The sequence below is a fragment of the Bacteroidota bacterium genome (assembly GCA_016699695.1).
Taxonomy (GTDB): domain Bacteria; phylum Bacteroidota; class Bacteroidia; order Bacteroidales; family UBA10428; genus UBA10428.
On the sequence record CP065006.1, the window covers coordinates 3,316,811 to 3,330,769 of the forward strand.

Consider the following 13,959-nt stretch of genomic DNA (forward strand, 5'->3'; position numbering starts at 1 on the left):
TTTTCAATCAAATTCTCTTACCCCCTTTATTTTGCGTAGTTCCTCTACCCTATCTCGCATCATGCTTTCTGTCTGGTAGGCATTTTTTATTGCAGCTATCCTAAAAGTTGGTGCGCTCTTGTCTGAAGTATGCATGAAGATATTTGAAAATCCAAACACCCGCAAATAAATAGGGGAAATAACCTGAAGGTTTCTGATTCTAATGATTAAACTAAAACTATTTAGTTCTACTTTAACAGATTTACAATTTTGAATATGAGTAATTTATATCACGCTGTCGTTTTAAATGCCGGTCATAAATTCTATCAATCATTTGTTCTTCGGTCATCTGTTTATAAAGTTTAAAAGTGATAAATTCTTTAATATCACGAGCCGATAGTAAAGGTAAATCATCAAAGCAATGCAATTTTTCTTTTAAAATAAATGACGAGACCAAAAAGTTTAATGCAACCTGGTGTTGCCATGCAAGCCATTTTCGTGTCTGAAACTGGTCTAGCCCGAGTATCTGTTTTGATTCTTTTATGCAATGTTCTACAAAGTACCGTTGTGCTTGCATATAGGCTATAGCTTTCTTAGTGTATTGTTCAAGATTAGCATTGGTAAAAGAATATTTTATTTCGTCCTTGCCTTCTTTGGTTTTCGTTTTACGGATAACCAGTAACCTTTGCTCTACTTGCATTTTACTGTTATTGATTATCCAAAGCTTTATAAAATGATAGTCAGCTACAAGAACTCCTTTGGCTGTATTACGAACACTAATACGCTGCCAATTTTCGTCATTTAAAGTCTGTAAATATTTTGATACACTTAATTCGTCTGTAGTTGCTTTTAATTTCTTGGGTTCACGACCCTTATTGCTTTTTCGCTCGGGAATAGCCAAGTCAGGACGTTCCAAATATATTTTTTGGTCTTTATGGATATCCAGCATGTACAGATAACCAAGCAAATCTATGCTGCTGGCAAAATCCACATCGTTACCATAATAACCATCGCCTCCAATAAAATCGAAGATGATGCCATTGGTTACTTGCTGGCGAATAATTTCTAATGCCAGTTCGAGCTTAGTTTTAAATGTTCGGTGCTTTACAGGAACGCCTGCTTTTTCGCATCTTGTCTTGTCGTCACACCAAGCCTTGGGAAGGTATAGTCGGGCATCAACCATTGATGCAAAATCCCCATTACTTAAACAAGCAAATACCGCAACCTGACTATTTGATAGTTTCCCTACATTCCCACAATATTGATGTCCAACGCCTACGCTATGGTCGCCTTTTTTTACCCAACCACTTTCATCAATAATCAATCCTGTAAGTTTTCTTTTGGGTAAAACCTGGCTTACTTCCTGGGCTACTTGATTTATCAAAACTCGATGATCCCAGTTAGACTCAGTTATAAAGTGCTGCATTTGATGGTAGTTAGCTCCCAAATCTTCGCTTATTCTTTCAATATTGCGCATCTGACTTTGTATTATTCCTAATGAATATTGCTGTGCTTTGTCAAAGAACTTCTTTGTTGAATTACAAAATACATGCTGATAATCATTAAGGTGAACACTAACTCGCTCTATTACAGAGGTCAGTGTTTTTCCATATCGATTATTATTTTTACGTTGTATTAAACATTTTTCGGAACGATAAGCCTGTTTTTCTGTGCATTGAAGATACTGAATTTCCTTGAAATATCAATGTTTACAAGGGTTTTGTTTAATCTGTTAAAGTAGAATTAGAATAGCAAATTAAAATATTAAGGATATACGAAGCAACAGTATTTGAAATTTATTTTATAAAGAAAAAGTTACATATACCTGCCATTCCGATTTTCAACGGAATACACCCACCAAAGCCTGCCAGAAATATCAAGAAATCAGGCTCCAGTCGGTCGGAGTGGTGCGCAGTTTCCGGAGAGTATCATTGAGAACTTTGTTTTTTGAGTCGCTCAGCAAAGGGTCCTGGTCGAGGAGTTCCTGGGCAAGGTCTCTTACCATCTGCAAAAGCCGGCCATCGTGCGCCAGATTAGCCTTGCGGAGATTAAAGGGCAAACCGCTTTGTTGTGTACCTTCCAGGTCACCCGGACCACGAAGCTTCAGGTCAGCTTCGGCAATTTCAAAGCCGTCGTTGGTGGCTGTCATTACCTCGAGCCTTTTCCTGGCTTCGTGCGTAAGCTTGTGCGAGCTCATCAGCAGGCAATAGCTTTGGTCAGCGCCTCTTCCTACTCTTCCGCGTAGTTGATGCAGTTGAGAGAGACCAAATCTCTCGGCACTTTCTATTACCATCACGGTGGCATTGGGTACATCTACTCCAACTTCTATTACAGTGGTAGCCATCAGCATATGAGCCTGACCTTCTTTGAAAGCTTTCATGGCATTCTCTTTCTCCTGAGGTTTCATTTTTCCATGCACGCAAATTACATTGTATTGGGGTGCAGGAAACACTTGCACCATGCCATCAAAGCCCATTTGAAGGTCTTTCAGATCGAGGCTTTCCGATTCTCTGATGAGTGGATACACAATGTACACTTGCCGTCCACGATCGATTTGATCTCTCAGAAAACCCAGCATACTAAGACGTTTTGTATCGAAATAGTGAAAGGTTGTAATAGGCTTACGACCGGGAGGTAGCTCATCAATTACCGATACATCCAAATCGCCATAGAGGGTCATGGCCAGTGTGCGTGGTATGGGAGTGGCAGTCATTACCAATACATGGGGTACCTTCTCGTTTTTTTGCCAGAGCCGTGCTCTTTGTTCTACTCCAAAACGGTGTTGTTCGTCAATTACAACCAAACCAAGGTTACCGAAGATTACCGGATCTTCGATAAGTGCATGCGTGCCAATTACCATGTGCAGTCTGCCGCTCGATAATTCGGAAAGAATAATATCTCTTTTCTTCTTTTTTGTCGAACCGGTGAGCAGATCAATGTGAATTCCAAGTCCCTCGGTAAGACGTTGCAAAGTATGCAGATGTTGTGTAGCCAGAATTTCGGTTGGAGCCATGAGGCAGGCCTGAAAGCCATTGTCGATGGCAAGTAGCATGCTCATGAGCGCAACAAGGGTTTTACCACTGCCAACATCACCTTGTAAAAGCCTGTTCATCTGCTTTCCGGTGTTGGTATCGTGTCGAATTTCCTTTAAAACTCTTTTCTGTGCCCCTGTGAGTTGGAAGGGAAGTTTTTCGTGGTAGAAGCGATTAAAGAATTCGCCTACCTGCTTAAAAACAAAGCCTTTTAAACTGTTATCGCGCCCTGTTTTGAGTTTTAAAATGTTCAGTTGAATGTAAAAAAGCTCCTCGAATTTAATGCGGTATTCGGCCAGTTGAAGCTCACGGGTATTGTTCGGAAAGTGCAATACCCTTAATGCTTTTCCCAGATTCATCAGGCGATGCTGTTGCACAAAATATTCCGGTAGAGTTTCCTGCACATCGAAATTTGGCAGGGAGAATACAGTTTGCACAAGGTTCTGAATAGCCTTCGAATTAAGGTAACTCGTTTTGAGTTTTTCGCTGGTGCGGTATTGAGGAATAAAAGGTGATTGATTCCCTTCGGAATATTTAGCTACCGGTTCTATTTCAGGATGCGCAATGGTTAATCGTCTTTGGAAGAGAGCCGGCTTGCCAAAAACAACATATTCTGCTCCCGGGTTCAAGCTTTTTAAAACCCAGCTATGCCCCTGAAACCAAACCAGGTCAAGCTCGCCTGTTGTATCGTAAAAAGTGGCTACCAGACGCTTATGGTATTTGCCTCCTTCTGTTTTAAAATGCCTGATGGTACCTCTTATTTGCACATGGGCGCTGGCCTCGTTGAGTTCCTGTATGCTATAAAACCGCGAACGGTCGATGTATTTGAAAGGAAAATTGTAAAGCAGATCGGCGATGGTTTTCACCCCCAGTTCCACCTCCAGCAATTCGGCTCTTTTAGGCCCCACGCCTTTTAAATATTTAATTTCGGTATCGATGAATGCCGGCATGCCCAGTGGTGTATTAGCGCATTAAATATCGAAATAAATACTCAATGTTAAAACTGTATCTTTGAACAGCTATGATATCGGGAATTATTAATGCATTTATCGTTTTTGGATTCCGCCTTTGGCATTTTCTAACGGCTGGCTATTATAAGGGTCACGGCGTGCATTCTCCTGTTGTGTATGATTTTGTTAGAAATGTTGTCTATGGCAAGGGAAAATTGGGGAGTTTACCTATTAAACTGACTTTAGGTCATCAATCTGAAGCGAACAGGCTCCTTTCGCGCAAGTACCTGAGATTAATTTACCGAATGGCACATTATTATCAACCAGCCATTGTGGTTGACCTCAATGAAAAGTCAACACAGGTATCGAGGGTTTTATTGGCAGCCTTAAACCAAGGCACTTTGTTTTCACTTATCAATGAATCCATGTTTGAGGAGTTGGCGAATGGATTTTCCAGTGTAAATGCAGCCATAGAGCTAAACCGGATTGAGGATATTTCAGATGCCAAGCTTGCCTTGATTCCCAATGCAGAACTGGTGATTTTGCCCTGTAGCGATAACCTTGAAAAAACTATTTCAGATCTAGCTTTTGCTGAAAGCAAAGTGAAAAAGGGGTTTATTGTTGTGGAAGGAATTTACCAAACAGATGCCATGCGCAGGACCTGGAAAGAGACCATTGCCAACCAGACAGTTACGCTCGATTTATTTGAACTGGGAATTGTAATAAAAGGGGAACTTCTTACCCCAGGGCATTACCGGATAAGATTTTAGGAGTTAGGGTATATGAAAGCCTGAGGGTTGCTGCTTCGAACCTCTTAACCTACACAAACCCTCGTGCGGGGCTATGCGCTTTAATTAAGGTAAACACCTATTTTCTAAATAGGATATTGTTTGTTCAGCTTCTCTTAATTCTTCAATCCGGTTTCCAATTTATTTCTAACTTCTCTTAATACCTTTTTATGCACTCTATCTTTGTATTCCTCAATGAATTCAATGACAGATTCGTTGTCGATTTTTGCCAATTCACGTAAAGCCCAGGAAAGTGCTTTTACAATCATATCATTATGGTCGTCAACAACTAACCGACAAATTTCAACTGTCCTTTTGCTATCACCATGTCCACCTCTTGCCTTTTGATTTAAAGAAACGGTCGCCACAACAGCTATTCGCCTAATCCAAAAATCGTTAGAAGTCAAATAGCCTTTAACTTTTTCTGTGCTAATCAGATTCTCCCTCCAGGCACATCCAACCACTATGGCTCCAAAATAGTCAACGGAAAGCCAATTGTCCAGATTTTTCTCAATGCTTTCAATGAAATTCTCTGTGAGCGCTTTATAAAGATTCTTTTCTGTCTGTAAATATTCAAATGCTATTTGTTGTAATTCAAATACATCCTCGTCAATAAGTTGTTTTATTAAATCTAATTTTTCCTGGTTTTTAAAAGATTTAGTCTGTTTGCATAATTCTTTGAGAACTAACTTTAAATTGGGAACAGTGACTCCGATAACTTGCATTTTTGTCGGATATGACGTTTTCGCAAATTCAATCCGCTTATCATCAGCAAATCCCTCAAGTGATTCCTTAATGTCTTTAATCAAACCTTTCATTCCTATAATCAAATGGTTCTGTTTGCAATTTCTCGTTTAAACTGACACAACTTTAATATAATTCAATGTAAAACTATAACTTATCGATATTTCAATGAATGGTTGAAAAGCCAATTTAGTAGGGTTTCATCAGTATAACAGGGGTCAGGGGTATGCCCCATATTGGTATACTCGCTATAATTAAACATCTGATAACCAGAGCGGGTAAGTGTTACTGTGGTTCTTTCATAACCTGTTTTGTTATCAGAAGTATTTGTTTCTATGGCATTATTATTACATTCATAATTCCGCATGTATTCTAATGCATCTCGGGCAACTTGTACTCTGGTTTCAGTATCTGAAAGTCCTATATGGTACCAAACTGCAGTTTGCTGTGCAATTTCATTTCCCAAATCAGATTGACTTTGACCTGCAACACGTATTATTGCTGCAAAATACATTCCTTCGGCAACCATACCCTTTGCCAAAGGGTAACTGCTGGAACCACCGTAAGAAAACCCCGTCAGATAAATCCGATTCGAATCTATCCGGTATCCTGCATTTATTGCACTTCTTATCCATTGTGCAAGAACTTGTCCATCGGATTCTGAACTCATTTGGTAATCAATAACAAATGCCGGATAATCTTTTGCTACTGTTTGATAATATCTTTCGCCTTCGCCCCACATGCCAGATACCAGTATAGGGTAATATCTCGATTCATTCGCTTCCTTTTCATAGCCCCAGGGACCCTGAAAGCTAAAATTCTCATGCACGTATTCAATTGGTGCATCAGAGGTATCAAATGTCTCTTTCGGATTTAAATCCACCACAGGGTCGGTGCTTGATTTTTCGCAGGAGACTATTGATAGAAGGCAAGTAATTGCAATTAAAAACAGGTTTGTTTTTTTCATTTCTCTTTTTTATGAAACAATTGTATACTACTTCGGATTAATGGTTTCGTCTTGTTAATATTTGCGGTAACGGCACAAATATCCGTAGTGCGGGATTTCAAGGCACTACACTATCAGAACGCTATATTGTTTACTAAATGCTTTAAAATTGAAATTTAACAAGGTACCCCGCATTACATATATTTATTGTTGGGCAGTCGTACTGACGCAATTAAGAATTATGCTTAGTTAATCCAAAATCGAATTGGAAGTTAACTAGGATGTTTTCATGTTTTATCTCGTCGATTTCCAATACGCAATTATAAAGATAATGGCTATATTTTACCCTAAACACTTCACTAAATTTCTGCTCACTTAAATTAGCAGAACTAGGTATCAAATCTGGGTTTAATTTAATTATCTCTCTAACCTTTTTTAAGACGTCAATGTCTGACCCATTTTCGGTTAACTTCATATTCTTAGATTCCTCTTTCCAGACGATTCTTCCACATGTGCAGGCAATGAATTTGATAATTATCCTAGTATTGTGCAAATCAAATTCAGGTAAATACCAGTCAACATGGTTATCCTTAACCACTCCAAATTTTTTAATATCTAACTTTTCAATTATCTCAGCCTTATCTGTTATTTTTACATGAACAACATTCTCAAGATACATATAAGTCTCAACGAATTTAGGATTTATCGCAAAATTGCATGAATTATGGTCATCCAAAACACTGGGATAAATTAAAAAAGGGAAAAATACGTGGGTATTAGAATTATATTTATTAAATAGTTGGTAATCTGCCAAAAATGCCGATAGAGGATAAAAATTTTCATCTTTATGTAAGAACAATTCACATAAGCGGCCATGAAGTCTTTCTAGTTGAATTGAATAATCCTCCCCAAATTGATTTTTATAAAAGTCAAGAAGTTTAGGAAAACTATTTGTGAATATATGCCATTGGTTTTTTTGGGACAATTTATCATTAAAAAGAACTCTAAATTCATAGGATTCAGCTTGAAGTTTTGTAGTATCAAATCTCCACTTACCAATGTAAAAATCTTCACCTTTTTGAAATCTTTTTGTCTCCAGTAATGCAGTCTTTGGACTATCAGCACCATAGAAAACATTTCTTTTTCTCCAATTAGCTCTTTGTACACCTATATCCATATCAATCGGTGGAGCGCCAAACGTTTTTATTTCTCCTAATTGATGCTCATTAATTTGAAAGGCAGGTCTAGCTCTATACAAAGCCAAATGGTCAAGTAATTTTCGATCTAGAGGTACATGAAGGACTGGTAAATATTTAAACCTATCAAAAAACTCCTTTCTAATATCATCGTATTCAAGTTGAACAAAATCCAAATTCTTTAGCTCAGCGATGCCTTTATCAATATCATCAATTGATATAAAAGTATCCTTAATGTTTATATCTAGAAAAGGTAGTTTCAATTCCATCGACGATCTATTTGTATGCTGCCCAACATATTTATATCAGCAAGTTTGCCACAGCAGGTTAAAAACTTCCTGCTGTTTTAAACTATTTCCAGCCGTTCCTTCACTTCGCTTGATTTCGATTTAAGGTTTATTTTATCTGCAACGTCTTTGGTGAAAAAATAGAGGTTAAGCTTGTATACCAGCATGTTGGCACGGGTAATGTTTTTGTGCTTTTTCGACATGTGGTAACCATTAATAATGCCGGATATTTTCAGGTCGCCCTGGGTATTGATTTTTTTAAGGCTAAATGGTTTACGCAGGGTGTTGTCGACTTTTTTAAACTCGAAACTACTTACAAAGCGCCTCATTCTTCCTGCCGCTACTTCGAAAGGCGCTTCTGGAATGGGAATGATTCTGCCGCCTTTGTGCCAGTTTTCGCCCGATTTTATACGCGATATCTGCATATCGCTTACACCAAACGTATTCGCAATATGCCGGAGCGATTTGTTTTCGGCCAACAACTGCTTAATCTGTTTTACATCTTCGGGTGTGAGTTTGGCATTTCGGGGTTTGCTTTCTCTCAAACGCAGGTTGTTAATATGTATGTTTTCGGGATTGTTATCGTTCCATTCAATGGTAAACTTTTTTCTTTTCGAGGGCCACAAACCATAGCTCGTGCACAACAGTTTTTCGACCGAGGCAGTGGTGAATTTTCCCTTGTCGTTTATAAGACCCACTTGGGTCCACCGACCTTGCTGCTTGGCTTTAAACTTTTGCACTTTACTTTCCTTCAGGTATTTAGCTTCCGGATTGGCAGCAAGCCATTCTTCTTCTTTTTTGCTGATAGGCACCACTCTGTATATTCTTCCATCCTGACTAATCACGTATCGGGAAAAACCAGGCATGGGTGCACAGCTAACTCCATTAATTGTCATACTTGTTTTTATCAAAATTAAAGACTAGCGAGAAGGAGAACTGAGAGTAGAAACAAATATAGAAATATTTTTAATTCCAAACGATAAGAATGTTTTCCAAAGGGTTAATCATAAAAAAGTTGAGCTGGCAGAGGCACCAGTTTTACAGGTTTTATATCGCGTCGCGCACCTTCGAAATAGAAAACCAACGAAAACTCATGTGCTTTGCTTTTATTTGAGGTTACGGATCTCATAAGCTGATCGTAGGAATAAGTGAAGGAATAACCCTGTTGCCTGATTCCGACAATCCATACCAAGGCTTTGTATGCATTTTGGGTAGTCTCCAGAGCTAGGTTATGCTGGTAACGGTAGTTTATTCCCACAAAAATAGGTTTTGCATACAAGCTGATTCCAGCAGACGCCTCCAGGTATTTATTCTGCCAGGTAAATCCAGCCAACGGACCTATTCCTGAAATAGGTTTCAAATCTCCCATTTTATTTATTCTTCGCCTGGAGCTTGTTTTATTAATAGGAATGAAGCTACCCATCATAAAACAAAGTTTTGTAGGGTAAGTACTGGATGCTCCTGCAAAGTTTTCCTTTGGCTGATTCAGATAATCGGCAGAAAGGCTCATCCAGGTTTGATGGTTGTATAAAATTATACCAGCAGCCACAGCCGGGAAATAGGAATTTTCTTTTAGGTTTTGTTCAGCACTGGCCTGCCCTGTGTAGCCAGAGTTATTGTATTGATCGGGATATTTCAAACTTTGGCTGGGAGTATGTCGCTGATTGAACGAAACAGCCAACCCGCCTTTTACCCACGATTTTTCGTTTAATTGTATGCTATGCGAATAATTTACCTGAAGTTTTAAATGGGTCAGAGCTTCGGTATGCTGATAAAAGAATACACCGATTCCATTGGGTTGATGGTGTATTTTGTAATCGAAATGCACCAGCGAATTGAGTATATTAGTTTCATCAGAAGGGCTCATCAACCGAAAAGTGCTTCCAGCCCTGGCTTGTTTCGCATCGCCTGCAAATGCCGGGTTAAGGTATTGAGGTGCCGAATAAAATTGCGCAAAATGGTTTTCCTGTCCTTCAGCAAGCACTGCAGCAAAACCTAAAATAATATATAACAATAATCGAGGCATTTATCTTAGGAGTGTAAATTGTCCCTTGGCCGAATAATAAGCTCCCGCTTCATCCATAAATTCCGCATTCCAATAATAGATGCCATTGGGGGCAGGTGTATCTTTGAGCATTCCATCCCAGGGATCTGATCCGTAACGTTCCATGATCAATTCCCCTGTGGAAAAAAAGATTTTCAGTTTTAAGTTGAAATAGTGCCCGTACAGTAACAGGTAGTCGTTGATGCCATCGTTGTTGGGGGTAAAGGCCTCCGGCACATGCAACTCGGCTTTGCATTCTGCCAATGCCCTTATTTCGCCTTCATTCGAGCATCCAAAGGGTGTGGTTTCGATATAGCTATAAGTTCCCGGACCGCTGATAGCAAGTGTGGTGCCAGTGTAATTGGCTTCGGGCCAATACAAACTGTTTTCCATTACTGTTGAGGGCTGTAAGTAGGCCAATTGGCCAGGAGGAAAACATATGAGCGTATCGTAATTGGTTTTTACAACAGGAAGCTCGTTCACCAGTATGTTCATTTCTACCCGATTACTTAGGCAGCCGTTAAGCGAGTCACGTACTGTAAGTCCTAGTGTGTGGCTCCCTGCCTGCAGCCATATTAGTGCATTGGAAGAATCATAGGGCACAGAATCCTCCATGATGAATGCCGCTGCCGGTGTACCCCAGATATAGCTGGAAGGCAAGTTGGATGAAGCCACAAAAACGGACTCGTCGTTCAGACAAAATAACGAATCACCATTCAAGGTAGCTACCGGGATTTGATGGATAAGTAAAAAGCCTGTCCCACTGAGGCTCACAGTACAGTTTTCATCGGTAAGCGAAATGAGTTCAACAACCAGGCTGCTATCTTTAACAATTTCATTTTTATTAGCCTCAAATACCTGAGTAATCTGTTGCTCATTGTTTAACAAATAGGTGAGTTCCCAGCTTGCTTCACCTCTGAAATTAACTACAAGTGGAACAATATCTTCGTTGCTACAATAGGTTCCTCCCCCGGTTAGCCAGGCATTGGGCAGGTCGTACCACCGCAGGTTGAATGCAATAAGGGTATCTATCACATCCAAAGTATCCATGGTGTTTATGTCGATAATACCAAACTGGGTAAAGCTATATATGCCAGGTTCTTTTGCATAAAAACTTCTGGTGCCCATAACCAATTCCTTATGGTAGCCATTTTGGTTAATACTATAGTCGAAGTAGCCAAAAAGGGCGCCCTCCAACTCGATGGTAACGAGCACAGAATCCCCGGGACAAATAAGGCTGTCGGAGAAAGTTATTTTTTGAGCAAATAGACCAATCGGCATAAAAAAAAGCAACAAGCAAGTGAGATGTAAATCAAATCGAATAAATTGCATGCAGTTTTTTGTCAAAGTTGAAAATATTACGTTAGTGTTAAAAGTGTTTTTAATTTTTTTTGCTGTGTAATCAAACAATTTTTTAAAGCAGTGGTTTGTTTTTTAGTGAATCTGATATTCGATGCATTGGCATTTACATGATATTGGGAATTCAAAGAGTTTATCAAATAAAAAAATATTTGCACGAAAAGAGCATGATTCGTAAAACACAAACAAGGATGAATTTTCATCATGCGAGTTCCATCCGACCTTAATAAGAAATTATTTACGAATGAAAATATATACTAAAACAGGCGATAAGGGCACTACAGCGCTGGTAGGCGGAAGAAGGGTAGAAAAAAATCATGTGCGCATTGAAGCCTATGGTACTGCCGACGAATTGATTGCGCATCTGGCCTATTTACGTGACTCTGTGCAGCATAAGGCTACTGCTGATTTTTTGTTGGGCCTACTCGACGATCTTATGGTTGCTTCGTCTGTTCTGGCAGCAGGAAGCGATGATTTGCTCGACAAATTACCCATGCTTAGCCAGAAAAGCATACTAAAGCTTGAAAACGAAATAGATAAACTTGAAAATGAACTGCCGCCATTAAACTCCTTCATTTTACCCGGTGGGCATCCGGCTGTTTCTCTATGTCATGTGAGCCGAACGGTATGTCGAAGAACAGAACGTCGTATTTACGATGTGATGGAGCAAGAATCTTTGCCTGAGGTTATCGCGGTGTATTTCAATCGTTTATCAGACTATTTGTTTGTGCTTTCGCGCTGGTTAGGCGTGTTTTTTTCTGTCGACGAGATTAAATGGATACCAAAGTTGGATAACAGATATTAATTTTTATATTTGCAACTTTTTAAAGAATACCTTAAAATCTCATAAATTATGTATTGGACTCTTGAATTAGCGTCAAAATTAGAGGATGCACCTTGGCCAGCCAGCAAAGATGAATTGATTGATTTTGCAATTCGATCGGGTGCACCGCTTGAAGTAATTGAGAACCTCCAGGAGATAGAAGATGAAGGTGAGATTTACGAAAGCATTGAGGATATATGGCCCGATTATCCCAGCAAAGATGACTTCTTTTTTAATGAAGACGAATATTAAAACAGAAACGGGCAGCGATTGCCCGTTTTTTTTTTAATTATCCATAGAGGTTTTAAAGATATCTCTGCGCGATTGGGGCCTCTGATCAGATAACCAATTGAAACCCTTCAGCCTTAGTTTGTTTTCAGGGGCTTGTTCAAGGGGGTACATTCCTCCGATTGGCTTCACATAAAAATTGATTCGTGAAACTTCTCCATCTGTAAGCATGATCTTTATGTTGGAACATTCGCTCAGGTTCACACCAACTATCTCATCTTCGTCTTTTGGAAAATACACCGTTTGACCATTTCCAAGCACATCTATCAAATCCAACTGGTTATCGTTAAAATGACACACCATGTTTTTCCCTTTTATCTGGTTGAAGTAAAGAGAGTCTTCCTGGCTTGTGATAAATGACGATTGATAAAGGTACATCTTGTCTACCTTTTGATTCTTGGTTACAATATCAATCCTATCGGCCGATACTTGATTCTTGCCTGTCCAAAGAACGGGAAGGTAATACATTCTTATAGTCGAGTCAGAAAAGGTATAGACAAGCGAATCGCATTTTCCCTGCACATTTTCGCGATAGAATTTTACCTTATAATAGGCAAAAACAATACGATTGTCGCTGCTATCGGGGTAGGAAATTAATGTATCGGCATGCAGGAACAAGGAATCGCCCTCGCTGGTAAATTGCACAAATTCAGACCTGTCGGTTATAAACGCATAACCGGTATTCTCATTGTAACGGGCATTGTTTCCCAGAAGAAGAATGCTTTTTTCTTCTTCCACAATTTTTACATTCTGTTTGGCTGTACCTTCACCTGAGATTTGATTGTAATAAATGTAATCGCCATAAATGGTTTGTTTTTTATTACGTGCCCAGGCATTTTTTTTTAATTCGGTAAGTTTAAGTTTCGAGTCGTACCATCCCTTTTCGGCATACACATGGCTGCTGTCACCAATAATGTTGGTTGGCCCCTGAAACCTGGCAACTCCTGTTTCGGTGTTGTATTCAACTGTATCTGAATAAAGGGTGTAATCAGGGTTAACAATTACCACACTATCGTAGAATACAAAAGTTTTTTTACGCGTGTAATAATATCCCTCGATGCTCTCCAGGGTATTTTCTTCGCTTACAGTATGCCCATTTTCCTTGTAAAAGGCAACGCCTGTATTGAGTTCGTATTCTAATTTATCGGTTAAAAGCGTAGTTTTCTTGTTGATGAGTTTTACTTCCCGGCCGGTGATCGTGGCTTTTTTCGTGTTTCCATCGTAATGCAGAAAATCGCCATAGAGCAAAACAGTATCGCCCTGATTGATAAAAATGTTTTGATAGGCATCGAACGTGTTTTGTTTAGAATAGAAATAGGCACTGTCGCAATACATTTTTGCTCCGGCATGAATAAATTCTACATTGTTGAGCAGCCTTTGCGCCCCCTTTCCAATGTTTTTATCCACTTCTACCACATCGGCCCGGTATTGGATACGGGCTTCTTTTTTTTGTGCTTGTAGCACGGCAGGCAGGCTGCACAGAATAAGAAGTATGAGGATTTTTAAAGATTTATACATGCTTT

The 13,959-nt window shown here is 39.4% G+C and carries 12 protein-coding genes; 3 read left to right on the forward strand and 9 right to left on the reverse strand.

From position 1 onward, the window contains the following. Positions 1–241 precede the first annotated feature (241 nt). The gene (locus IPM71_13830; protein ID QQS52844.1) at positions 242–1,456 is read right to left on the reverse strand and encodes an IS701 family transposase; all 1,215 of its coding nucleotides are present in this window, start codon (positions 1,454–1,456) and stop codon (positions 242–244) included. A gap of 399 nt (positions 1,457–1,855) precedes the next feature. After that, on the reverse strand, positions 1,856–3,961 hold the full coding sequence (gene recG / locus IPM71_13835) for an ATP-dependent DNA helicase RecG (protein ID QQS50650.1): 2,106 nt from the start codon (positions 3,959–3,961) through the stop codon (positions 1,856–1,858). 71 nt (positions 3,962–4,032) lie between these two features. On the opposite strand from recG, the gene IPM71_13840 reads away from it, so the two are divergent. Further along, complete coding sequence (locus IPM71_13840) at positions 4,033–4,731, forward strand: hypothetical protein (protein ID QQS50651.1); 699 nt, start codon at positions 4,033–4,035, stop codon at positions 4,729–4,731. A gap of 134 nt (positions 4,732–4,865) precedes the next feature. Here IPM71_13840 and IPM71_13845 read toward each other — a convergent pair whose 3' ends face one another. The 6 genes from IPM71_13845 to IPM71_13870 form a co-directional block, all read right to left on the reverse strand. Next, complete coding sequence (locus tag IPM71_13845) at positions 4,866–5,567, reverse strand: DNA alkylation repair protein (GenBank protein ID QQS50652.1); 702 nt, start codon at positions 5,565–5,567, stop codon at positions 4,866–4,868. 80 nt (positions 5,568–5,647) lie between these two features. Then, complete coding sequence (locus IPM71_13850) at positions 5,648–6,460, reverse strand: hypothetical protein (protein ID QQS50653.1); 813 nt, start codon at positions 6,458–6,460, stop codon at positions 5,648–5,650. 211 nt (positions 6,461–6,671) lie between these two features. Beyond that, positions 6,672–7,904: an RES domain-containing protein gene (locus tag IPM71_13855; protein QQS50654.1), complete on the reverse strand. Its 1,233-nt coding sequence runs from the start codon at positions 7,902–7,904 to the stop codon at positions 6,672–6,674. A gap of 77 nt (positions 7,905–7,981) precedes the next feature. Next, the gene (locus tag IPM71_13860) at positions 7,982–8,818 is read right to left on the reverse strand and encodes a hypothetical protein (protein ID QQS50655.1); all 837 of its coding nucleotides are present in this window, start codon (positions 8,816–8,818) and stop codon (positions 7,982–7,984) included. A 104-nt stretch (positions 8,819–8,922) separates the two neighbouring features. After that, entirely contained in the window at positions 8,923–9,948 is a 1,026-nt protein-coding gene (locus IPM71_13865; protein QQS50656.1) for a PorP/SprF family type IX secretion system membrane protein, read from the reverse strand. Next, positions 9,949–11,298: a gliding motility-associated C-terminal domain-containing protein gene (locus IPM71_13870; protein QQS50657.1), complete on the reverse strand. Its 1,350-nt coding sequence runs from the start codon at positions 11,296–11,298 to the stop codon at positions 9,949–9,951. It abuts the gene before it with no gap. Positions 11,299–11,569: 271 nt separating this feature from the next. Between IPM71_13870 and IPM71_13875 the strand changes: the two genes are divergently transcribed. Further along, positions 11,570–12,130: a cob(I)yrinic acid a,c-diamide adenosyltransferase gene (locus tag IPM71_13875; protein ID QQS50658.1), complete on the forward strand. Its 561-nt coding sequence runs from the start codon at positions 11,570–11,572 to the stop codon at positions 12,128–12,130. 48 nt (positions 12,131–12,178) lie between these two features. Then, complete coding sequence (locus IPM71_13880) at positions 12,179–12,400, forward strand: DUF2795 domain-containing protein (GenBank protein QQS50659.1); 222 nt, start codon at positions 12,179–12,181, stop codon at positions 12,398–12,400. A 33-nt stretch (positions 12,401–12,433) separates the two neighbouring features. Here the strand turns inward: IPM71_13880 and IPM71_13885 are convergent, their stop codons facing one another. Beyond that, complete coding sequence (locus tag IPM71_13885) at positions 12,434–13,954, reverse strand: organic solvent tolerance protein OstA (GenBank protein ID QQS50660.1); 1,521 nt, start codon at positions 13,952–13,954, stop codon at positions 12,434–12,436. Positions 13,955–13,959: the final 5 nt, after the last annotated feature.

Coding starts and splice junctions, on each gene's coding strand:
- IPM71_13855 (QQS50654.1), bottom strand. CDS start 7,904: ATGGAATTGAAACTACCTTTTCTAGATATAAACATTAAGGATACTTTT.
- IPM71_13880 (QQS50659.1), top strand. CDS start 12,179: ATGTATTGGACTCTTGAATTAGCGTCAAAATTAGAGGATGCACCTTGG.
- IPM71_13875 (QQS50658.1), top strand. CDS start 11,570: ATGAAAATATATACTAAAACAGGCGATAAGGGCACTACAGCGCTGGTA.
- IPM71_13830 (QQS52844.1), bottom strand. CDS start 1,456: ATGCGCAATATTGAAAGAATAAGCGAAGATTTGGGAGCTAACTACCAT.
- recG (QQS50650.1), bottom strand. CDS start 3,961: ATGCCGGCATTCATCGATACCGAAATTAAATATTTAAAAGGCGTGGGG.
- IPM71_13865 (QQS50656.1), bottom strand. CDS start 9,948: ATGCCTCGATTATTGTTATATATTATTTTAGGTTTTGCTGCAGTGCTT.
- IPM71_13885 (QQS50660.1), bottom strand. CDS start 13,954: ATGTATAAATCTTTAAAAATCCTCATACTTCTTATTCTGTGCAGCCTG.
- IPM71_13845 (QQS50652.1), bottom strand. CDS start 5,567: ATGAAAGGTTTGATTAAAGACATTAAGGAATCACTTGAGGGATTTGCT.
- IPM71_13840 (QQS50651.1), top strand. CDS start 4,033: ATGATATCGGGAATTATTAATGCATTTATCGTTTTTGGATTCCGCCTT.
- IPM71_13860 (QQS50655.1), bottom strand. CDS start 8,818: ATGACAATTAATGGAGTTAGCTGTGCACCCATGCCTGGTTTTTCCCGA.
- IPM71_13850 (QQS50653.1), bottom strand. CDS start 6,460: ATGAAAAAAACAAACCTGTTTTTAATTGCAATTACTTGCCTTCTATCA.
- IPM71_13870 (QQS50657.1), bottom strand. CDS start 11,298: ATGCAATTTATTCGATTTGATTTACATCTCACTTGCTTGTTGCTTTTT.